Below are 21,206 nucleotides of genomic sequence, written 5' to 3' on the forward strand. Positions count from 1 at the left end.
CCCGGCAGACGCAGCGTCTCCTGCGGCGGCCCGGATCCCGGTCCGTCCTCGGGCCCTAGCGCAGCGCGGGATGGTCGGCGACGACCGTGCAGGAACCCGGTGCGATCTCCGTGAAGCCGGCGTCCCGCACCAGCGGCAGACCGCTGCCGGTGAGCCGGGCCCAGTCGGCGGGATCGGCCGTGCGGACGGACAGTGCGAAACCGGCGTCACGCCACGCGGTGCGCTCCGCGTCGGACAGCGCCCACCAGGCCAGCTGAGCGCCGTGGCCGGCCTGGGCCATCGCCTTGCCGGCCGACATCTCCAGATCCGGGTTGAGCCACAGCACGGGCTCCGCCGGCCCGGCGACGAGGGGCGGCTCGGGGTCGTCCAGCTCGGTGCCCGACACCTGGAGTTTGGCCAGGTCCTTGGGCCAGCCGTCCAGCGGGATCGGCGGGAAGACCCGGACCTCCGCGGACTTGCCCGTCACCGTGATCCCGGGCAGTGTCCCCGCGCGCCGCCACTCGGCACCCCGGGCCCGCCGGACGACTTTGCGGATCCGCGCGTCCTCCCAGTCGCGTACCGCCCCGGCCCACTCCCCGTCGCCGTGCGCGCGCTCGTCGCCGAGCAGCACGAGTACGGCCCGGGCGGCCGTCTCCAGGGCGTCGGTACGGGCGGGCGGCGCGCTCCGCTCGATCCGTACGACGAGCGGCAGCACGAACTGCCGGGCCTCGTCGCGGGGGTGGTGCTCGGGCTGGAAGGGGCTGTCACCGGAAGGTGCTGGAACGTCGCTCACGAAAGCCCACCCTACGAAGCCCCGGCCACGCCGATCAACGCGCGGGCCACGCCGATCAACGCGCGGGCTCCCGCCGATCGACGGCCGTTCCAGGCCTTGCGGTCCCGCGCCGGCCGGGCGGGGGGCCGGCCCGGAGAAATCGCGGCCCGCCGATGAACCCGACGGCTGCCCTGACCCGTCTTGATCACCTGAAGGGGAGGGCCGATGAGCCAGTATTTCGAGATCGGTGACGAGACGCTCTGGAACCCGTCCAACGGGGCCGCGCGGCTGTTCCTGCGGCAGGCGGAGGTCTTCGAGGCAGAGCTGGGGCTGCCGTCCGGCCTCGGGCCGATGCGAAACGACGAGTGCGAGGTCGACCCGGCCGCCCTCGCGGTCTTCGTGCACGCCCTGCTCGCCCGGCACCGGCGGACCGGCCACACCGTCGTCCTGGCCCTCTCCGAAGGGTTCGTCGGCACCGTCCTCGTGCTCGCCCAGCGTGCCGGGATCGCCGTCGACTGGGCCGGCCTCGAAGCCTTCCCGGGCGGCCCCCTGCCGGATGTCCAGGTCTCGGCGGCCGGGAGGTCCGGGCCGGGGGACGGCGGGCCCTGGGCCGCGGCGCTGCGCGCCAGGGCGGCCGAGCTGAGCCGGGGCATGGCCCGCTGACCCGCACCCTCCCCCCACGGAAACCCCCCCCACCGGAAAGGGCCTCTGTGCACCCTGACCTGCGTCTGACCGCCGTGGGCCGCCGCTACGGCATCCGCGGCCCCTGGGTGCTGCGAGGCGTCGACCTCGTCATCGCCCCCGGCACCCTCACCCGGCTGGAAGGGGCGAACGGCACCGGGAAGTCCACCCTGCTCCGGCTGCTCGCCCGGCTCGACGCCCCCACCGAAGGCCGTGTGACCGGCCGGCCGCGCACCGCCTATGTGCCGGAACGGTTCCCGTCCGCCCTGCCCTTCACGGCCGCGGGCTATCTGGCCCACCTGGGCACCGTGCACGGCCTGCCCCGGGCCCTCGCCGCCCGCCGCGCGGCCGACTGGCTGGAGCGGTTCGGCGCGGGCGCGTACGCCGCTACGCCGATGGCGCGGCTGTCCAAGGGCAGCAGTCAGAAGGTCGCGGTCGCCCAGGCCCTGGTCGGTGACCCGGAGCTGCTGGTGCTGGACGAGGCGTGGACCGGGCTCGACGCGGTGGCGCGCGCCGAGCTGGAGCGGGCGGTGGCCGAGCGGACGGCAGCCGGCGGCGCCGTGGTGTTCGTGGACCACGACCCGCACCGGCTCGCCGGGGCGCCGGACGCGACGTACACCCTGCACGACGGGGCTCTGGGACCGCGGACGGACAGCGCTCGCCCGGGAGCGGCCGGACCGGTCACCCTCGTCGTCGCGCGGGGCCCCTCGGGCGGGCGACTGCCGCCCGAGGCGGTACGGACCGCCGTCTGCGTCGAGGAGACGGCGCCCGGCAGCCACCGCCTCACCGTCCCCGCCTCCCACTCCGACGTCCTGCTGCGTGCCCTGCTCACGGCCCGGCCGCCCTGGCACGTGGAGCGCGTCGAACCCGCGGGCGCCCCGCCCCCCGACCCCGGAAGCCGCCCATGACCGCCCTCCTGCGCTACCAGACCGACCTGCTCCTGCGCTCCCAGCGCTGGCTGCCGCCGGTGATCCTGTACGTGGTGTTCCTGGGGGTCGGGGTGCAGAGCGGCCAGCCGGTGCTGAACTCGCTCGGCTACACGGCCGCCGCGCTGCTGCCGGTGGCCGCCTGGCTGGTCCGCGTCTGCGCCACCGGTGAACCGCCCGCGGCCCGTGCCTGTGTCGCCGCCGCGCGCGGACCCGCCCGGGCGCACCTCGCCTGTCTGCTGACCGCCCTGCTCGTGGCCGTGCTGCTCGGGGCGGCGGCCACCCTGGCGGTGACGTTCATCAGCGCTCCGGCGAGCGACGGCCACCGGGTGCACGTCGCCCCGCTCCGGGCCGCTGCGGCCGGACTGCCCGGCACCCTCACGTGCGCGCTGCTCGGCACGGCCGTCGGCGCGCTCACCGCCCAGCCTGTGCTGCGCTCCACCGGCCGGGCGGTGCCCGCGATGCTGCTGGGCGCGCTGCTCGCGGTGGTGTCGGCCGGATCCCCGGCGCAGGCCGCGGTCAGCGGCCTGGTCACCGGCTCGCGGACGGGCCGGGCTCCGATGGCGCTGCTGCCCCTGGCCGCCGCGGCCCTGCTCACGGCCGCGGCCTTCACCGCGGCGGCCTGGACCTGCAGTCGCCGCTCACCCTGAGCAGGCGGTGCGCTGTGCCTCCTGCCACTCGCACCGGGGGCACAGCGTGAGGCCCCGGTACGACTCCGGGTACTCCGTCGGCTCCCGGCACAGCACGCAGTCGGCGTACGGCGGACCGTCGGCCTTCGCCGGCTCGGCCGCGTCGGCGATCGTGCGGTGCTCCTCGTCGCTCATGCCCTCAGGGTAGGACGGTCAGCGGTGCCCGGCGGTCTCGCCGATCAGCTGGGAGACCTTCACGAACCGGTAGCCCCGCTTGCGCAGCTCCGGCACGACCGTGCGGACGACCCGCTCGGTCGTCGGGGCGGCACTGCGGGTGCAGTGCATGATGACCACCGAGCCCGGCTTCACCCCGTCGAGCACCTGCCGGGTGACCGCGTCGGCGTCCGTGGCGAACGCGTCCCCGCTCACCACGTCCCACTGCACCGCCGTCACCCCGAGCCCGCTGAGCGCGCGCAGCGCCCGCTGGTCGTAACAGCCGCCGGGGAAGCGGAAGTACGGCATGGCGTGCGGTACTCCGGCCGCGCGCAGGGAGTTGTAGGCCCGCTGCACGTCCGCCCGCATCCCGCCGGAGTCGACGGTCGGCAGGCCGTAGCAGTCGGCGGTGAACGCGTAGTGGCTCCAGGAGTGGTTGGCCACCTCGAACTGCGGGTCGTGGCCCAGGTCGCGGGCCTCGGCAGGGTACTGGTCGGCCCATCTGCCGGTCATGAACACGGTTGCCGGCACCTTCAGTTCGCGCAGGGCGGCGATCAGGCCCGGGTTGTCGAAGTGTTCGCCGGAGGCCGCGCGGGGCCCCTGGTCGGCGGTCATGTCGGCGTCGAAGGTGAACGCGACCGTCCTGCCCAGGGTGCGCGGGCCGTGTTCGAAGACGGGGGTGAGTCCGCCGGGGCCCGGCGTGAGCACGGGCGGGCGAGTGGCGGAGGGCGAGGCGGACCCGGCCGGGCCCTGACGGGCGGGGCCCTGGGCCCCGCATGCGGTGAGCGCGGCGCCCAGGGTGCAGGCGGCGAGGAGACGGCGTGTTAGTGGGATCACGACACGAACGTAAGTAGGGAAAACTGCTTATATGATTATTTAAAGCGAGACACGGCGCTACCGTCACCCGCGCGGCGGGCGGCCCGCGCCGGTCAGTCGCCCGTCCGGCCCCCTTCTGTCGGCCGGTCGAGGGCGCGTCGCTCCAGGGGCTTGACCGCCGGGCCCTGGAGCACCTCACCGTCGACGGCGAAGCGCGAGCCGTGGCAGGGGCACTCCCAGGCGCGCTCGGCGCGGTTGAAGGACACCAGGCAGCCGAGGTGGGTGCAGCCGGCGGACACGGCGTGCAGGGCGCCCTCCTCGTCCCGGTACGCGGCCAGCCGTTCGCCGCCGGACCGGACCAGCGCGCCGTCCCCGGGGGCCAGGTCGTCCACCGAGGCCGGCGGCTTCAGCCGGTCGCCGACGAAGTGCCGGGCCACCTCCGCCTGCGTCTTCAGCAGCGACGGGGCCTCGCGCACCACCGACTTCAGCCGTCGCGGGTCGTACAGCTCGCGCCAGGCGCAGTCCCGGCCGGTGATCAGCGCGGTCAGCAGCCGCCCGGCCATGATGCCGCCGCTCAGCCCCCACCCGCCGAAGCCGGTGGCGACGTAGGTGTGCCGGGCACCGGGGTGGAACGGGCCGATGAGCGGGACGGTGTCGGTGGACTCGTTGTCCTGGGTGGCCCAGGCGTAATCCAGGGTCACCCCGGGGAAGTGGGTCTCGGCCCAGGCGGCGAGCCGGTCGAAGCCGGCCCGCGGATCGCCGGTACCGGGCGTGAAGTGCTCGCCGGTGACCACGAGCAGCCGCTGCCCGTCCGCCCCGTAGGGCGCGGTGCGCACCGAGCGGGTGTTCTCCTCGGGCGTGATGTACATGCCCTGCGGGTCCGGGCCGTCGCCCAGCGGGCCGGCGACGACCAGCTCCCGGCGCGGGGAGAGCCGGGCGAACAGCAAGGCCCGGTCGAACACCGGGTAATGGGTGGCGAGCACGACCTCCCGGGCGGTCACCGTGGCGCCCGACTCGGTCGTCAGCCGGCACGGCTCGGCCTCCGTCAGACCGGTGACCCGGGTGCCCTCGTACACCTGCCCGCCGCGCGCGACCAGATCAGCGGTGATCGCCCGCAGGTACTTGACCGGGTGGAACTGCGCCTGCCCGGTCACCCGGACCGCGCCCGCCACCGGGAACGGCAGCCCGGTCTCCGTGGTGAACACCGCCGGCAGACCCGCCTCGCGCGCGGCCTCCGCCTCCGCCCGCACCTCCTCGGCCCGGTCCCGGTCCCGGACGTAGGTGTAGGCGTCCCTGGTCTCCCACTCGCAGTCGATGCCCAGCTCCGCCACCAGCGCCGCCGCGTGCTCGATCGCCTCCGACTGCGAACGGGCGTACAGCCGCGCGCCGTCCGGCCCGCGGGTGCGCCGCAGCCGGTCGTAGACCAGGGTGTGCTGGGCGGTCAGCTTCGCGGTGGTGTAGCCGGTGACCCCGCCCGCCGCCCGCCCGGCCTCCAGCACCGCCACCCGCAGCCCGGCCCGGGTCAGCTCATGGGCGGTGCTCAGCCCGGCGATGCCGGCGCCGACGACGGCCACGTCGACGTCGAGATCCGTGTCGAGGGCGGGGTGCTCCGGCCCGGGGGCGGTCCGCAGCCAGTACGAATCGGTGACCTTCCGGTACTCACGCATGTCCGCCGGGTACCCCGGCCGCCCGGGCTCACGTGTGTGTCCCGGCCGTGTCCGCCTCACGCCTGCCGAAGCAGCCGCTCCCGGCACTCCGCGACGTCGAAACCGGCCGGCGGGCTGTGCGGGTCCAGCTCCCGCAGGTGCTCCAGCAGCAGCCGGCTGACGGCCCAGTTCCGGTACCACTTGCGGTCCGCCGGGACCACGTACCACGGCGCGTGCGGCGCGGCGCAGCGCTCCAGGGCCAGCTCGTACGCCTCCTGGTAGGCGGGCCACAGGGCACGTTCGTCGATGTCGGCCGGGTCGAACTTCCAGTGTTTGTCCGGCCGGTCGAGCCGGCGCAGCAGACGGCGACGCTGCTCCTCGTAGGAGAGGTGCAGGAAGCACTTGACGAGGGTCACGCCCTTCTCGGCCAGCTCCCGCTCGAAGTCGTTGATCAGGCCGTAGCGGCTGCCGATCGCGGCGGGCGGGGCGAGATGCCGGACCCGGGAGATCAGGACGTCCTCGTAGTGGGAGCGGTCGAAGACACCGATCTCGCCCGGCCCCGGCAGGGCCCTCCGTACCCGCCACAGGAAGTCGTGGGCCCGCTCCTCCTCGGTGGGTGCCTTGAAGGCGTGGATGCGGCAGCCGGACGGGTTGAACTGACCGACGACGTGCTTGACCGTGCCGCCCTTGCCGCTGGTGTCCATGCCCTGGAGCACGAGCAGGACCCGGCGGTGGTCGCCCGCCGTGCCCGCCGCCCACAACCGCTCCTGGAGCCCGGCCAGGTGCTCGCCCATGCGCGCGGTGTCCGCGCGGGCCGCGTCCTTGCCGTTCCGGGCACCCGGGGTGGCCCGGGTGCCGTAGGCGGTCAGGTCGACGGAAACGCCGAGCGGGACGCGCAGCGTCTCCCGCAGGCTCTGGGCACCTCGGTGCGGCATGGGCCGCTCCCTTCCTCGGGTCCCCCCTCGTGTTCCCCCGTGATCAGGTGTCCAGCAGTTCCGGGTGGAACAACTCCTGACCGTCCGGCGCCGCCGCGACAGACCCTGTTCGTGGTGGTAGCGCAGACAGGTGTCGAGGGCCGAGCGGCCGGCCGAGGCGCGGGGAACGCGAGCGGGACTACCAAGGTCCGCGCCGGGTGCGGCACGAAGCACCGGGTGCGGCCGTGGTTCGAAGCACCGGGTGCGGCCTGAAGCACCGGCGGTACGGTCCGCGGACAGGCTCTACTGCGTCAGCGGCTTCGCCTCACCGTTCGGGGCGGGCTGCTGCGCGCCCCGCTCCAGGAAGTGCAGCAGCTCCACCGGGATCGGCAGGACCAGGGTGGAGTTCTTCTCGGCCGCCACCGCCATCACGGTCTGAAGCAGCCGCAGCTGGAGCGCGGTCGGTGTGTCGGCCATCTGCTGGGCGGCCTCGGCGAGCTTCTTGGAGGCCTGCAGTTCGGCGTCGGCGTTGATGATCCGGGCGCGGCGCTCGCGGTCCGCCTCGGCCTGGCGGGCCATCGACCGCTTCATCGTGTCCGGCAGGGACACGTCCTTGATCTCCACCCGGTCGACCTGGATGCCCCAGCCCACCGCCGGGCTGTCGAGCATCAGTTCCAGGCCCTGGTTGAGCTTCTCGCGGTTGGAGAGCAGATCGTCGAGATCGCTCTTGCCGATGATCGACCGCAGGGACGTCTGCGCCATCTGCGACACCGCGAACTTGTAGTCCTCGACCTTCACCAGGGCGCTCACCGCGTCGACCACGCGGAAGTAGACCACCGCGTCCACCCGGACGGTGACGTTGTCGCGGGTGATGCCCTCCTGGGCCGGGATCGGCATCGTCACGATCTGCAAGTTGATCTTCCGCAGCCGGTCCACGAAGGGGATGATCAGGTTCAGGCCCGGCGACCGTACCTCCCCGGACACCCGGCCGAGGCGAAAGAGCACACCCCGTTCGTACTGCTTGACCACGCGGGCCGCCGCCGCCAGGTACACCACACCGGCGGAGCCCGCCGCCGCCACGGCCACCACAAGGTCCTCGACCATGGTGACCTCCTCATGCAGAGGTCCGAAATATCCGCTGCTGCCACGATAGGCCCATGGGGCCGAGATGCCGAGAGGTTCCGGCCCCCGGCCCCACGGGCGGGCGCTCACGCGGCCGTGACCAGCTCCACCGGCTCGGTGCCCGCCGCGCTGTGCCGCGCGGCCCAGTTCCGCAGGGCCGTACGGCAGGCGTGGTCCAGGTGGTGCAGCCCGGACAGGTCGAGCCGGACCGGGCGGTCCTGCGGCAGCGACTCCAGGCTGTCCAGGATCTTCGGCAGGCGCAGGAAGGTCGCGTTGCCGGACAGATGCGCCTGCACCGGGCCCGCCCCCTTGTCCACGACCTCCAGCCTGACGTGGGAGGCCTCCCAGGCCGTCTTCACCACGGCCAGCGCGAGACCGATGAGGACGCCCTCGAACATGCTGACGGCGACGATGGAGACGGCCGTGACGGCGAGGACCAGCGCCTCCCCGCGGTGCTCGCGCCACAGCGCGGCCAGTGCCCGGACCGGGACCAGCTTGGCGCCCGCGTGGATCAGGATGCCCGCCAGGGCCGGGACCGGGATGTGGGCGAGCACGCCCGGCAGCAGCGCCGCGAACAGCAGCAGCCAGAGACCGTGCAGCACCCGGGACGCCTTCGTACGGGCGCCGGCCTGGACGTTGGCGGCGCTGCGCACGATCACCGCGGTCATCGGCAGCGCGCCGAGCAGGCCGCACACCGTGTTGCCGACGCCCTGGGCGACGAGTTCCCGGTTGTACTGGGTGCGTGGCCCCGAGTGCAGCCGGTCCACGGCCGCCGCGCTGAACAGCGACTCGGCGGACGCGATCAGGGCGAAGGCGAGGACCGTGCCCAGGAGCCCCGCACCGGCCAGTTCGCCGAAGGCGCTCAGCGGTGGCGGCTGGACGGAGTCCAGCAGGCCCCGCACCTCGACCGTGGCCACCGGCAGGCTCAGGGCGAGCGCGGCCAGTGTGGCGAGCCCGACCGCGGCGAGCGGACCGGGCACCGCCCGTACCTTCGCCGGGGTGTGCCGCCACAGCAGCAGCACCGCGATCGTGCCGGCGCACACCGCGAGCGAGGCCAGGGCGCCGCCGTCGCCGAAGGCGTCCAGGAACGCGCCGGGCAGGCCGGCGATCTTGCCCAGTCCGGAGTCGGGGGCCTTCGCCGACAGAGCCGGATACAGCTGCCCGGCGATGAGCACCAGACCGATCCCGGCCAGCATGCCCTCCACGACGGAGACCGAGATGGCCCGGAAGTAACGGCCCAGCCGCAGCAGGCCCATGGCGACCTGGAGCAGCCCGGTGAGGAGCACGATCACGCCGAGCACCGGCAGCCCGAACTCCTTGACCGCCTCGAAGACGAGCACGGTCAGGCCGGCCGCCGGCCCCGACACCTGGAGGCTGCTGCCGCGCATCAGCCCGGTGACGAGGCCGCCCACGATGCCGGTGACCAGGCCGAGTTCGGCCGGTGCGCCGGAGGCGACGGCCACGCCCACGCACAGCGGCAGCGCGACCAGGAAGACGACGAGGGAGGCGGCGAAGTCCCGCCTCAGGTGCGGGAATCGGGATATGAGGGTGTGGTTGCTGGTCATCGGCGCGCTCACAGGGCCTCGAAGGAGTCGGTCTGCGGGCGGTGCGTCCGTACGGCGCCGGTGTGCACCTCGTAGTACCAGGCGTGCAGGTCCAGCCGTCCCTCCGCCAGCCCGCGCTCGACGCAGGGGTACGAGCGCAGCCGCAGCAGCTGGGTCAGGACGTGGCTCTGCACGCCCTCGGCGACCTCCGGGTCCTCGGCCGCGCCGGCCGGGCGCGGGGTGGCGTGCGCCAGCCAGTCGCGCACGGCCGGTACGGCGGTCAGGTCGTCACCGCGCACGAGCGCGCCGACGGCGCCGCAGTGCGAGTGGCCGCAGACCACGATGTCGCGGACGCCCAGCACCTCCACGGCGTACTCGATGGTGGCGGCCTCGCTGGTGGGGTGCTCGGAGGCGTGGGGCGGGACGATGTTGCCCGCGGTGCGCAGTTCGAACAGCTCGCCGGGGCGGGCGCCCGTGATCAGGGCCGGGACGACCCGGGAATCGGAGCAGGTGATGAACAGCACCTGCGGGGACTGGCCTTCGGCGAGCCTGGCGAACTCCTCAGGGCGCTGTCCGAAGGTACGGGCGTTGTCGATGAGGGGCTGCATGAGTGTGGGTTCCTCCTGGCGCGCCTGCCTGGCGCGTCGGGCTTGCGCGACTGACGTGGGGGTGAGGGGGCACGGCCGCTCTCAGCAGCGGAAGACCTGGAGAGCTGCCGCCGTGCGGGCTCTTGGCGTCCCGGGGGCGTGGCGGTGGGGGGCGCCGGAGGGTCGCGCCGGGTCCGCCCCGGCCGCCGGGACGGATATCAGGGGGTGGTGCTGCGCTCCGCTGGACGCCGGGCCGCGGTGCCGGTCACGCACATGCGGGATCCCCACGGGCTCACCCGGGCGGCCCGGGGTGTGGGCCGTCTCCGTCCGCTCGCGCACCGCCTGCACGAAGGAGGCGGTTCCGGTCTCGGCCTTGGCCAACGCCTGACCGGAAGTATGCGCGGGTGCGAAGGGTCCCGTGGGGGCGAAGAGCTGGAGGGTGAGCAGGGTGACGCCGAGGAGGGCGAGCACGGTCCGGGCCGTCGTACCTCGGAACATGAGACCCCCTCCGCCGCGTTCATACCTCTTGTCCAGACCAAGCGCTGGTCAATGGAAGGTCAAGAAACACGTTAACCCTGCAAAGGCCTTTGCAGGGTTAACTGCGCGTTACGCGCGGAAGAGAGCGTGAAAAGTGCGGGTGGCGTGGCGCGAACCAGCCCTTGACCCGCGGGCGCCCGCTCGGCTACGGCCTGTCTCACAATTCCCGTCGTCGCCCGGAGGGCGGCCTCGCGGCGTCAGGTGCGTGCTCTCGGCGCGCCGGGCGTAGGCCCTCGTACTGGGCGTACTCGGGTCTGCGCCCGGTGCGGCGAGAGGCGTGCATGGCGTCGCGAGGCAGACGGGAATTGTCAGACAGGCCCTGAGGGCGCCAGGGGCAGCGGTCAGGCGCCGATCAGCCCCTTCGCGTCCCGGGCCAGTGCGGTGAGCCGGGATATCGCGCGGAAGTACTTCTTGCGGTAGCCGCCGTTCAGCATCTCCTCGCTGAACAGCCTGTCGAACGGCAGGCCCGAGGCCAGCACCGGGACCTCGCGGTCGTAGAGCCGGTCGGCCAGGACCACCAGCCGCAGCGCCGTCGACTGGTCCGGCACGGGCTGAACGCCGGTCAGGCACACGGCCCGCACCCCGTCGGTCAGCGCGCCGTACCGGCTCGGGTGCACCTTCGCCAGGTGCTCCAGCAGATGCGCGAAGTCGTCGAGCGAGGCGCCCTCGGTGGCGAAGGCCGTCTTCATGACCTCCTCGTCGGAGAACGGCGCGGGAGCCTCGGGCAGGCCGCGGTGGCGGTAGTCCTCGCCGTCGATGCGCAGGGCGCGGAAATGGGCCGACAGACCCTGGATCTCGCGCAGGAAGTCGGCGGCGGCGAAGCGGCCCTCGCCCAGCTTGCCGGGCAGCGTGTTGGAGGTGGCGGCGAGCGCCACGCCCGCCTCCACGAGCTTGCCGAGCAGTGTCGACACGAGAACCGTGTCGCCGGGGTCGTCCAGTTCGAACTCGTCGATGCACAGCAGGCGGTGGCCGCTGAGCGTCCGCACGGTCTGCTGGAAGCCGAGCGCCCCCACCAGGTTGGTCAGCTCCACGAAGGTGCCGAACGCCTTGAGCGCGGGCTCGGCCGGGGTGGCGTGCCACAGGGAGGCGAGCAGGTGGGTCTTGCCGACGCCGTAGCCGCCGTCGAGGTAGACGCCACGCGGGCCGGCCGGGGGCTTCGGGGCCCTGGCCCTGCCCAGCCCGAAGAACCCGCGCTTCCCGCCGCCGACGGCGTGTGCCCCGCCGAGGCCGGCCGCGAAGCCTTCCAGCACCCGGACGGCCTCGGACTGGCTGGGCTCGCCGGGGTCCGGGACGTAGGTGGCGAAGCGGACCGAGTCGAACCGCGGCGGCGGCACCATCTCGGCGACCAGCCGGTCCGCGGGGACGTGCGGCTCACGCGCGCACAGCGACAGAGGGCCCGCGTCCGGCAGCGGGCCGGATCCGGGGGCGGGGGTGGAGGACGACACAGTTATCCATGCTAAGCGCCGTGTCACACTGCACGAATGCGACGCCTCTTCCCTGTGACCGAAGGAACAGCAGCCCAGGCCCCCGCCGGGGCCGGTCCGGCCGCCGGGGCCGCGGCGGACCGGGAGTGGGACCTCGCCGAGCTGGCCGCCGCCTACGCCTATCCCGAACCCGCGCCGGGCGCCCCGCGGCCGTGGCTGCGGGCCAACATGGTCTCCTCCCTCGACGGCGCCGCCCAGCACGAGGGCCGCTCGCAGCCCATCTCCAGCGCCGCCGACATGCGGATCTTCGGCACGCTGCGGGCGCTCGCGGACGTGGTCGTGGTCGGCGCGGAGACGGTACGGCAGGAGGGGTACCGCCCCGCGCGGGCGCGCGCGGAGTTCGCCGGTGCCCGCACGGCCGCCGGTCAGGCCCCGGTGCCGGCGATCGCGATCGTCACCGCGAGCCTGGAGCTGGACTTCACGCTGCCCCTGTTCACCTCGCCCCTGGTGCCGACGCTGATCCTCACCGGAGCCTCGGCCGCTCCCGACCGGGTCGCCACCGCCGAGAAGGCCGGCGCCCAGGTGCTGATCGCCGGTGAGGGCATGGGCGTGGAGCCGGCGCGCGCGGTCCAGGCCCTCGCCGGTCTCGGCCACACCCGGCTGCTCACCGAGGGCGGCCCGCGGCTGCTCGGCCAGCTGATCGCCGCGGAGGTGCTGGACGAGCTGTGCCTGACCGTCTCGCCGACGCTGACCGCGGGCGGTGCGCAGCGCATCGCCGGGGGGCCGTCGGTCGCCGTCCCGCACCGGTTCGCGCTCGCGTCCCTGCTGGAGGAGGACGGTTTCCTGTTCGGCCGGTACCGGCGCTCCTGACTCAGCGGAATCTGCTATTCCGGTTATCTTCCGACGGGCACACTGAGTCCGGCAGTACCCGTGCGATCACGGGGAAGGATGGTTTCCGCAGGGGCCCTGCCGGGCCCTCCGAGGAGAGAGGCGCCTGGTGTTCACAAGCGTTCTGATGATCGAGAAGGCTCTGACGACCGCCGACGTGGAGTTCGTCACCACCTTGCACGGGGACGAGCCCGTCTTCTTCCACGTGCTGCTCCAGCCGCGCGGCGACCAGGCCGACCGGCTGCTGCGGGCCATCGACGACATCGCGCTCGGCGAACTCGACGAGGCGGTCCGCGAGGGGGAGACCCCGGAGGGCACGGAGGCGCTGAGCGTGGGACAGCAGGCCCTCGACGTGTCGCTCCAGGCGCTGCGCGCCGCCGGCAGCGAGGCGGAGGGGCGGCTGGTCGAGGAACACCCGCTGGACGCGCTGAAGGCGCTGGTGGGCGAGGTGGACGCGGACGAGGTGATCGTGCTGACCGATCCGCACTACGTGGAGGAGTTCTTCCACCGGGACTGGGCTTCCCGGGCCCGCCACAAGGTGGGGGTGCCGGTGCTGAAGCTGTTCTCGCACTCCCAGGCGGAGTGAGGCCCGGCCGGGAGCACCCGCGCCCCTTGCGAGGTGACACCCGGCCCAGCGCATAGGCTAGGTCCGCTCTAGCCCGTACCGTCTCTGGGGAGAAACGCATGGCACCCGGCCTTCCTGCCGCCATGGACCGACCGCACTTCATCGGCATCGGCGGCGCCGGGATGTCGGGTATCGCCAAGATCCTCGCGCAGCGCGGGGCCGAGGTGGCCGGCAGCGACGCCAGGGAGTCGGCGACCGCCGGGGCGCTGCGGGCGCTGGGCGTGACCGTGCACATCGGGCACGCCGCCGAGCACCTCGCCGACGACGCCAGCTGTGTCGTCGTCTCGTCGGCGATCCGCGAGGACAACCCGGAGCTGGCCCGCGCCGCGGAGCTGGGCATCCCGGTCGTGCACCGCTCCGACGCGCTCGCCGCGCTGATGCGGGGGCTGCGCCCGATCGCCGTGGCCGGTACCCACGGCAAGACCACCACCACCTCCATGCTGGCGGTCTCCCTGACCGAGCTGGGCCTGGAGCCGTCCTACGCCATCGGCGGCGACCTGGACGCACCCGGCTCGAACGCGCTGCACGGCGGGGGCGACCTCTTCGTCGCGGAGGCGGACGAGTCGGACCGCAGCTTCCACAAGTACGCGCCCGAGGTCGCCATCGTCCTCAACGTCGAGCTGGACCACCACGCCAACTACGCCTCCATGGACGAGATCTACGAGTCCTTCGAGACGTTCGTGGACCGCGTCACCGAGGGCGGCACCCTGGTCGTCTCCGCCGACCACGAGGGCGCCCGGGAGCTGACCCGGCGCGTCGCCGCGGGCCCGGTGCGGGTGGTGACCTACGGCGAGGCCGAGGACGCCGACGTGCGCGTCCTGTCGATCGTCCCGCAGGGGCTGCGCAGCCGGGTCACCGTGGTGCTGGACGGACAGGAGCTGACCTTCGGGGTGTCCGTACCGGGCCGGCACTACGCGCTCAACGCGGTCGCGGCGCTCGCCGCCGGTGCCGCCGTCGGCATCCCGGCCGCGGAGCTGGCGCCCGCGCTCGCCGTCTACACCGGCGTCAAGCGGCGCCTCCAGCTCAAGGGCGAGGCGGCCGGCGTCCAGGTGATCGACTCCTACGCCCACCACCCGACCGAGATGACGGCCGATCTGGAGGCCATGCGCGCCGCCGCCGGTGACGCCCGCATCCTCGTCGTCTTCCAGCCGCACCTGTTCTCCCGCACCCAGGAGCTGGGCAAGGAGATGGGGCAGGCGCTGGCCCTCGCCGACGCCTCGGCGGTCCTCGACATCTACCCCGCCCGTGAGGACCCGCTCCCCGGCGTGACCAGCGAGCTGATCATCGAGGCCGCGCGCGCCGCGGGCGCCGACGTGACCGCCGTGCACGACAAGGCGGAGATCCCGGCGGTGATCGCGGGAATGGCGAAGCCCGGTGATCTCGTTCTCACCATGGGCGCGGGCGACGTGACCGACCTGGGCCCGCTGATCCTGGACCGCCTGTCGCAGTGAAGGGGCTGAGTGCTCATGTCGTACGACGTAGAGAAGCCGGACGAGCAGTGGCGCGCGGAGCTGAACCCGGCCGAGTACGCCGTGCTGCGCCAGGCCGCCACCGAGCCGGCCTTCACCGGTGAGTACACGGACACCAAGACCAGGGGCGTGTACTCCTGCCGTGCCTGCGGCGCCGAACTGTTCACCTCCGACACCAAGTTCGAGTCGCACTGCGGCTGGCCGTCCTTCTACGACCCGAAGGACACCGACGCGGTCGAGCTGATCACGGACCGTTCCCACGGGATGGTCCGCACCGAGGTGCGGTGTGCCCGGTGCGGCTCCCACCTCGGACACGTGTTCGAGGGTGAGGGGTATCCGACCCCGACGGACCAGCGGTACTGCATCAACTCGATCTCCCTGCGGCTGGCCCCCGCGGACGACTGAACCGCCCGCCGCCGCAGCACCGCCCGGACGGCCGCCCGCCACGCACACCGGCGGGCGTTCCGGCGCGCCGGACCCCTCGCACCCGCCCCCCAGGGACCACCGCCCGGGGGCCCGTCGGCGTCCCGCCCGGTCGGCGCACCACCGGTGATCCCGTCCGGGGGCCGGGGCTGGTGCCCTGACCGCCGCGGTTTGAGATTCTGTGAGGGTGTTGGGTGTGGCGCGGTGGATCCAGTCCCGCCGCAGGCCCCCGTCCGCCCACGGCGACCGCCGTTCGGAGGGCGGCGGCCCCGGTGAGGGCCGCCGCGGTGCCGGCGGGACCGAGCGGGCCGCGCAGGCCGCCGAACGGCTGAGCACCCTGCGGCAGGTCCTGGCCGGGATCGGTACCACCCTCGACGCGGACACGACCTGCACCGAGCTGACCCGGGCCGCCGTACGCCTGGCCGGCGGAACCGCCGCCGTGCTGCGCCGCGGCCCGGACGCCGTCCCCGGCTACGGGGCGGTCACCGGTGACCCCGCGACGCTCCCCGATCTCCGGTGGGCGTGCGCCACGGTCCGCGAGGCCGCTGTCCCGGCCGTCGGCGCGGCCCCCGTCCCCTGGCTGGAGCATGCGCGCGCCGCCGGCTCAGGGGCCGCCCTGTCCACCCCGCTGACCAGCGGGGAAGACGTGTACGGCGTCCTGGTGTGGGCGCGCCCCGGAGAACCGCTGGACCGCGCCGAGGGCGAGCAGCTCGCCCTGCTGGCCGAGCGCGCCGCCTCCCATCTCCGGCATGCCCGCGAGTACGAGCAGGTCAGCCGTACCGCGGGTGATCTGCAGCGCGCCCTGCTCGCCGAGCCCGGCCGCCCGCACCCCAACCTGGACGTCGCCATCCGCTATCTGCCGGCCGGCCGGAGCACCCTGGTCGGCGGCGACTGGTGCGAGACCGTCCGGCTGCACTTCGGCCGGACCCTGCTGGTCGTCGGCGACGTCATGGGGCACGGCCTGGAATCCGCCGTCGACATGAGCGCCTACCGCTCCTCCCTGCGCTACATCGCCTCCGCCGACCTCCCCCCGCACCGGGTGCTGCGGCAGATGGACGACATCGCCTCCGGGGAGGACGACCGGCGTCCCGCGACCTGTCTGCTGGCCCGCGTCGACCCGGGCCGCGGCCAGCTCACACTGGCCAGCGCCGGACACCTGCCGCCGGTGCTCATCGGTATGGACGGCGCGGCCCGACTGCTGTCCGTGCCGGTCGGACCGCCGCTGGGCACCGGACTCGGCGGGTACGAGTCGGCCACGCACCGGGTGGCGCCCGGCGAGACCCTCGTGCTGTTCACCGACGGGCTCGTCGAGCACCGCGGTGAGGACATCGACCACTCCCTGGCCCGGCTGGTCTCCCTGCGGTTCACCGCCGGGGACACCGTCGACACCGTCCTGGAGAGCATCCTCGGCCGACTGGACGCCCGGCACGCCGAGGACGACGTCGCGATCCTCGCGGCCCGGCCGCACATCCGGCCGGGGCCGGTGGAGAGCGGGGCGCAGAGCCCGGCCGGCCGTTGAGAGCCGGCCGGGCTCATGAGATCTGTGCACACGTCAGGACCGAGGCCGCTCTCCCGCCAAAGCGCTGAAACACTACCGGTCTAGACTCTTCCCGGAGCAGGCCAGCATCGGTCGGACCCGAAGGATACCCGGCGTTTTGATACGGATAGATTCAGTCACGAAGCGGTACCCGGACGGCACGGTCGCGGTCGACCGGCTGTCACTGGAGATACCGGACCGCGCGATCACCGTCCTCGTCGGCCCCTCCGGCTGCGGCAAGACGACGACCTTGCGGATGATCAACCGGATGGTGGAGCCCACCGAGGGCAGCATCCTCCTCGACGGCCGGGACATCCGGCAGCAGCCGGTCAACACCCTGCGCCGCTCGATGGGTTACGTCATCCAGAACGCCGGTCTCTTCCAGCACCGCACCATCCTCGACAACATCGCCACCGTGCCCCGCCTGCTCGGCCGCCCCAAGCAGGCGGCCCGGGCCCGGGCCGCCGAGTTGATGGAGCGGGTCGGGCTCGACTCCGCGCTCGCCAAGCGGTACCCGTACCAGCTCTCCGGCGGCCAGCAGCAGCGGGTCGGCGTCGCCCGCGCGCTCGCCGCCGACCCGCCGGTGCTGCTGATGGACGAGCCGTTCTCCGCCGTCGACCCCGTCGTCCGCAAGGGACTCCAGGACGAACTCCTGCGCATCCAGGACGAGCTGGGCAAGACCATCGTCTTCGTCACCCACGACATCGACGAGGCGATCAAGCTGGGCACGAAGGTCGCCGTGCTACGCACCGGTGGCCGGCTCGCCCAGTTCGCCCCGCCCGCCGAGCTGCTCAGCGCGCCCGCCGACTCCTTCGTGGAGGACTTCCTCGGCGCCGACCGGGGCATCCGCCGGCTCTCCTTCTTCCCGGCCGACGGGCTCCCGTTGCAGACCGCGCCCATCGTCCCGGTCGACGCCGACGCCGACCGGCTCGCCTCCCGGGGCATGGCCCCCTACCTCCTGGTCACCGACCCCGACGGCAGGCCGCTCGGCTGGAGCGAGCCGGACCGGCTCACCGCCGGCGCCGTCGACCCGGACCGACTCCTCGACTTCGGGCGGCCGTTCGTGCCCGGCACCGACTCGCTGCGCACCGCGCTCGACGGCGCGGTGCTCTCACCGACCGGATGGGCGGTCGCCGTGGACGGCGAGGGACGCGCGGTCGGCGTCGTCTCCCAGCAGGTCATCGGCGAGGCGATCCGCGAGGCCCACGGCCGGGTGGCGGAGCGGGCCAACGCTGTGCGGGCCGGCCGATGAGCGGCTTCTTCGACCTCCCGAGCGACCTCCAGCACAGCTATGCCGGCCTCATCGGGCTGCATCTGCGCGAGGCGCTGCTGCCGGTGCTGGCCGGACTGCTGATCTCGCTGCCCGTGGCCCAGCTCTGCGTGCGGTTCCGTTGGATCTATCCGCCGGTCCTCGGCGTCACCACCGTCCTCTACGCCATCCCGTCGCTCGCCTTCTTCGTCGTCCTCATCGACTACTTCGGCCAGAGCGAACTGACGGTCATGGTCCCGCTCGCGCTCTACAGCCTGGTGGTGCTCGTCCCGGCGATCGTGGACGGAGTCCGCTCGGTGCCACCGGAGACCCTGGCCGCCGCCCAGGCCATGGGCTTCGGCGCCGTACGCCGTTACTTCCAGGTGCAGTTGCCCATCGCCGTACCCGCCATCATCGCGGGGCTGAGGGTGGCGACCGTGTCCAGCATCTCCCTGGTCAGCGTCGGCATGCTCATCGGCAACCAGGGCGCCCTCGGCAACATGCTGTACGACGCCCAGACCTACGGCCGTCCCGCCCTGGCGGTGAACTCGGTCCTGACCATCGCGGTGCTGGGCATCCTCGCCGACGCCGTGCTGGTCCTCGTACGCCTCCTCCTCACCCCCTGGATGCCGAGGAAGGGTGCCGGCCGGTGAACGTCCTGAACTTCGCGCACGCCTTCTTCGGCGACAGCGCCCACTGGCACGGGTACGACGGCATCCCCACGCGGTTCGCCGAGCACGTCAGGTACTCGCTGGAAGCCCTGCTGATCGCCGCCGTGATCGGGCTGCCCGTCGGCCTGCTCACCGGCCACTACGGCCGCGGCGGCAACACCCTGGCGCTCATCGCCACCGCGGGCAGGGCCCTGCCCAGCTTCGGTCTGCTGGTGCTGATGTTCATCTGGATCGGCTTCGGCCTGCTGCCGGTGATGATCCCGCTGGTGGTGCTGGCCGTACCGCCGATCCTGGTCACCACCTACGAGGCCGTCCGCTCCGTCGACCCCTCCCCGGTGGACGCCGCCCGCGGCATGGGGATGACCGAGGCGCGGGTGCTGTTCCAGGTGGAGTTGCCGGTCGCGCTGCCGCTGATCCTCAGCGGCCTGCGCACGGCGGCCATCCAGATCGTCTCCACCGCCACCATCGCCGCCTACGTCAGTCTCGGCGGCCTCGGCCGGTACATCATCGACGGCCTCTACCAGAAGAACTACGAGAAGGTCGTCGGCGGCGCCACCCTGGTCGCCGGCCTGGCCCTCGTGACGCTGGCCGTGTTCTGGGCGGCGTCCCGGCTCACGGTGTCACCGGGCGTGCGGCGCGGCGGCTGACGGCCGCCTCCGGGTGCGGGCCTGCTTGTCGGTCAGCTCACCTTTCATCAAGAATGTGTTACAAAGGGACCGTTCTCTGTGCACAAGTGACCACAGATCGAGGCCAATAGGCGAACTGTGGCACTTGACTGACCGAGAACCGGCTGGCTTGGATCGTCGGGTGACTTCAACGACCCACATCAGCAGGTCCATCCGGGGGAGCCGAGGCGCGGCGGTGGTCGCACTCGCAGCGGCGACGGCTCTGCTGGCGGGCTGTTCCGCCAAGGACGACGAGGCCGGCAACCCCCTCACGGACGACAGCAAGGCGAGCGGCGACAGCGTGGTCGTCGGGTCCAACAACTTTCCCGAGAGCACCCTGCTCGCCGACATCTACGGCGAGGCCCTCAAGGCCAAGGGCATCAAGGTCACGTACAAGCCGAACATCGGCAGCCGCGAGACCACGTACGGGCTGATCAAGAGCGGCTCCATCTCGGTGATGCCCGAGTACAACGGCGCGCTGCTGGCCTACCTCGACCAGAAGGCCGCCCCGAAGACCCTGGAGGAGACCACGAAGGCCGTCAAGGCCGGGCTGGACCCCAAGCTCACGCTGCTGGACCCGTCGCCGGCGCAGACCAAGGACTCGGTCACGGTCAACGCGGCGACGGCGAAGAAGTACCACCTCACCGAGAAGTCCTCCATCGCCGACCTGAAGGACGTCGCCAAGGACGTGGTCATCGGCGCCTCCCCGGAGTTCCAGACCCGGCAGCAGGGCCTGCTGGGCCTGAAGTCCGTCTACGGCCTGGAGTTCAAGTCCTTCAAGGCGCTGGACGCGGGCGGCCCGCTCACGCAGGCGGCGCTGAAGAAGGACGCCGTCCAGGTCGCGGACATCTTCACCACGGACCCCCAGATCACCCAGGAGAAGTGGGTCGTCCTGCAGGACCCGAAGAACCTCTTCGGCTTCGAGAACGTCCAGCCGCTGGCCCGTAAGGGAGCGCTGTCCCAGGAGGGCGTCGCCGCGCTCGACGCGGTCTCCGCCAAGCTGGACACCGAGACCCTGCTGCGCCTGGACACCCAGGTGCAGGCCGAGAAGAAGGACCCGCTGGACGTCGCCAAGGCCTGGCTGAAGTCCGCCGGTCTGGGCTGACGCCCCACCGCCCGGAACGGCCGCGGACGCGCCGGCGCGGGTGCCCCCGATGCCCGGGGACACCCGCGCCGCCCCACCGTGCGCTCAGAGGTCGAACTCGTGCGGCGGCAGGTCCAGCGTGAAGCACGCCTCGCGGACCACGGCCTGCTCGTCCTTGTCGAAGTCCCCGTCCGCGCCGCCGATGACGATGCCGATCTGGATGACGGCCCGCGCCTCGGCCGGCTTCTTCTTCGCCTTGGCGATCTCCTGCAGCACGCTCACCTTGCCGAAGGCGAAGTCGGCCGTCAGCTTGTTCAGGTTCTCCTCGAAACGACGGCGCAGGTCGTCCGCCGGGAAGTTCTGCAGCACCTCGTTCGTGGCGATGAGCTGGGCCACCCGCTGCCGCTCCGACGGATCCACCGTCCCGTCGGCGGCGGCCACCAGCGCGCACATCGCCATGCTCGCATCCCGGAAGGCGCCGCTCTTCAGGTCGTTCTTCTTCGCCACCAACTGGGTCTGCATCTGCGACGCCGACTCCTTGACGCGGTCCCACAGGGCCATGTCCACTCCTCGTATCGGCCGCCCGGCGCCCCCTCGGCACCCGACGACGCCTTCTACAGCACCGTAGAAACTAGTGGGACGGCCGGAAAGTTCCTCGGATCCACGCTGGTTCCGCGGACACGGCGGCGCGAAGGGGGAGCGCGGTGGCGGCGCCCGGCACCCTCAGACGGCCCGCTCCACGCCCTGCGTCCGCTCCACGCCCTGCGTCCGCTCCACGCCCTGCGTCCGCTCCACGCCCTGCGTC

At 73.1% G+C, this 21,206-nt stretch carries 23 protein-coding genes; 12 read left to right on the top strand and 11 right to left on the bottom strand.

The window, feature by feature from the left end; all coding sequences use genetic code 11:
• Positions 1-55 precede the first annotated feature (55 nt).
• Complete coding sequence (locus tag AB0B40_RS08095; RefSeq protein WP_362263527.1) at positions 56-772, bottom strand: aminoacyl-tRNA hydrolase; 717 nt, start codon at positions 770-772, stop codon at positions 56-58.
• Positions 773-976: 204 nt separating this feature from the next.
• On the opposite strand from AB0B40_RS08095, the gene AB0B40_RS08100 reads away from it, so the two are divergent.
• Genes AB0B40_RS08100 through AB0B40_RS08110 form a run of 3 tightly spaced genes read left to right on the top strand, consistent with a single transcriptional unit; the run spans position 977 to position 3,008 of the window.
• The gene (locus AB0B40_RS08100; protein WP_345051818.1) at positions 977-1,414 is read left to right on the top strand and encodes a DUF6086 family protein; all 438 of its coding nucleotides are present in this window, start codon (positions 977-979) and stop codon (positions 1,412-1,414) included.
• Between the two features lie 47 nt (positions 1,415-1,461).
• A complete protein-coding gene (locus AB0B40_RS08105) occupies positions 1,462-2,340 on the top strand; it encodes an ATP-binding cassette domain-containing protein (RefSeq protein ID WP_345051815.1) in 879 nt (292 codons plus the stop codon).
• Positions 2,337-3,008 carry an ABC transporter gene (locus AB0B40_RS08110; RefSeq protein ID WP_362263528.1) on the top strand — a complete coding sequence of 224 codons (672 nt, stop codon included), beginning with the start codon at positions 2,337-2,339 and terminating at the stop codon, positions 3,006-3,008. The genes AB0B40_RS08105 and AB0B40_RS08110 overlap by 4 nt, the downstream gene beginning before the upstream one ends.
• On the opposite strand, the gene AB0B40_RS08115 is transcribed toward AB0B40_RS08110, so the two are convergent.
• The 9 genes from AB0B40_RS08115 to zapE all read right to left on the bottom strand — a co-directional run bounded on the left by AB0B40_RS08115 (position 3,000) and on the right by zapE (position 11,811).
• On the bottom strand, positions 3,000-3,182 hold the full coding sequence (locus tag AB0B40_RS08115; protein ID WP_345051809.1) for a hypothetical protein: 183 nt from the start codon (positions 3,180-3,182) through the stop codon (positions 3,000-3,002). The two genes, AB0B40_RS08110 and AB0B40_RS08115, sit on opposite strands and share 9 nt — an antisense overlap.
• 18 nt (positions 3,183-3,200) lie before the next feature.
• Entirely contained in the window at positions 3,201-4,037 is an 837-nt protein-coding gene (locus AB0B40_RS08120) for a polysaccharide deacetylase family protein (protein WP_345051807.1), read from the bottom strand.
• A 92-nt stretch (positions 4,038-4,129) separates the two neighbouring features.
• The gene (locus AB0B40_RS08125; RefSeq protein WP_362263529.1) at positions 4,130-5,683 is read right to left on the bottom strand and encodes an FAD-dependent oxidoreductase; all 1,554 of its coding nucleotides are present in this window, start codon (positions 5,681-5,683) and stop codon (positions 4,130-4,132) included.
• A gap of 56 nt (positions 5,684-5,739) precedes the next feature.
• Positions 5,740-6,597 carry a PPK2 family polyphosphate kinase gene (locus AB0B40_RS08130; RefSeq protein WP_345051801.1) on the bottom strand — a complete coding sequence of 286 codons (858 nt, stop codon included), beginning with the start codon at positions 6,595-6,597 and terminating at the stop codon, positions 5,740-5,742.
• Positions 6,598-6,879: 282 nt separating this feature from the next.
• Positions 6,880-7,680: a slipin family protein gene (locus AB0B40_RS08135; RefSeq protein WP_345051798.1), complete on the bottom strand. Its 801-nt coding sequence runs from the start codon at positions 7,678-7,680 to the stop codon at positions 6,880-6,882.
• Between the two features lie 104 nt (positions 7,681-7,784).
• Positions 7,785-9,263, bottom strand: a complete 1,479-nt coding sequence (locus AB0B40_RS08140; RefSeq protein ID WP_362263530.1) for a SulP family inorganic anion transporter — start codon at positions 9,261-9,263, stop codon at positions 7,785-7,787.
• Between the two features lie 8 nt (positions 9,264-9,271).
• Entirely contained in the window at positions 9,272-9,850 is a 579-nt protein-coding gene (locus tag AB0B40_RS08145; protein ID WP_345051792.1) for a carbonic anhydrase, read from the bottom strand.
• Between the two features lie 81 nt (positions 9,851-9,931).
• Positions 9,932-10,327, bottom strand: a complete 396-nt coding sequence (locus tag AB0B40_RS08150) for a hypothetical protein (RefSeq protein ID WP_362263531.1) — start codon at positions 10,325-10,327, stop codon at positions 9,932-9,934.
• Between the two features lie 380 nt (positions 10,328-10,707).
• Positions 10,708-11,811 (bottom strand): cell division protein ZapE, encoded by a 1,104-nt coding sequence (gene zapE / locus AB0B40_RS08155; RefSeq protein ID WP_345051788.1) that lies wholly within the window; start codon positions 11,809-11,811, stop codon positions 10,708-10,710.
• A 36-nt stretch (positions 11,812-11,847) separates the two neighbouring features.
• Between zapE and AB0B40_RS08160 the strand changes: the two genes are divergently transcribed.
• The 9 genes from AB0B40_RS08160 to AB0B40_RS08200 all read left to right on the top strand — a co-directional run bounded on the left by AB0B40_RS08160 (position 11,848) and on the right by AB0B40_RS08200 (position 20,422).
• Positions 11,848-12,660 (top strand): pyrimidine reductase family protein, encoded by an 813-nt coding sequence (locus tag AB0B40_RS08160; protein ID WP_345051785.1) that lies wholly within the window; start codon positions 11,848-11,850, stop codon positions 12,658-12,660.
• Between the two features lie 127 nt (positions 12,661-12,787).
• A complete protein-coding gene (locus AB0B40_RS08165) occupies positions 12,788-13,264 on the top strand; it encodes an indole-3-glycerol phosphate synthase (protein WP_345051782.1) in 477 nt (158 codons plus the stop codon).
• A 98-nt stretch (positions 13,265-13,362) separates the two neighbouring features.
• The gene (gene murC, locus AB0B40_RS08170) at positions 13,363-14,754 is read left to right on the top strand and encodes a UDP-N-acetylmuramate--L-alanine ligase (protein WP_362263532.1); all 1,392 of its coding nucleotides are present in this window, start codon (positions 13,363-13,365) and stop codon (positions 14,752-14,754) included.
• 15 nt (positions 14,755-14,769) lie between these two features.
• A complete protein-coding gene (gene msrB / locus AB0B40_RS08175) occupies positions 14,770-15,177 on the top strand; it encodes a peptide-methionine (R)-S-oxide reductase MsrB (protein WP_345051777.1) in 408 nt (135 codons plus the stop codon).
• Positions 15,178-15,391: 214 nt separating this feature from the next.
• On the top strand, positions 15,392-16,714 hold the full coding sequence (locus AB0B40_RS08180; RefSeq protein WP_362263533.1) for a GAF domain-containing SpoIIE family protein phosphatase: 1,323 nt from the start codon (positions 15,392-15,394) through the stop codon (positions 16,712-16,714).
• Positions 16,715-16,850: 136 nt separating this feature from the next.
• A complete protein-coding gene (locus tag AB0B40_RS08185; protein ID WP_362263534.1) occupies positions 16,851-17,984 on the top strand; it encodes an ABC transporter ATP-binding protein in 1,134 nt (377 codons plus the stop codon).
• Positions 17,981-18,634 (top strand): ABC transporter permease subunit, encoded by a 654-nt coding sequence (locus AB0B40_RS08190; protein WP_345051769.1) that lies wholly within the window; start codon positions 17,981-17,983, stop codon positions 18,632-18,634. Before AB0B40_RS08185 ends, AB0B40_RS08190 begins: the two co-directional genes overlap by 4 nt.
• Positions 18,631-19,299, top strand: a complete 669-nt coding sequence (locus AB0B40_RS08195; protein ID WP_345051767.1) for an ABC transporter permease — start codon at positions 18,631-18,633, stop codon at positions 19,297-19,299. The genes AB0B40_RS08190 and AB0B40_RS08195 overlap by 4 nt, the downstream gene beginning before the upstream one ends.
• 160 nt (positions 19,300-19,459) lie before the next feature.
• Positions 19,460-20,422 carry an ABC transporter substrate-binding protein gene (locus AB0B40_RS08200; protein WP_345051764.1) on the top strand — a complete coding sequence of 321 codons (963 nt, stop codon included), beginning with the start codon at positions 19,460-19,462 and terminating at the stop codon, positions 20,420-20,422.
• Positions 20,423-20,506: 84 nt separating this feature from the next.
• On the opposite strand, the gene AB0B40_RS08205 is transcribed toward AB0B40_RS08200, so the two are convergent.
• Positions 20,507-20,962, bottom strand: coding sequence for a TerB family tellurite resistance protein (locus AB0B40_RS08205; protein ID WP_345051762.1), 456 nt, complete (start codon positions 20,960-20,962; stop codon positions 20,507-20,509).
• Positions 20,963-21,206: the final 244 nt, after the last annotated feature.

The organism is Streptomyces sp. NPDC042638, from assembly GCF_040647235.1.
Classification (GTDB): Bacteria; Actinomycetota; Actinomycetes; order Streptomycetales; family Streptomycetaceae; genus Streptomyces; species Streptomyces rameus.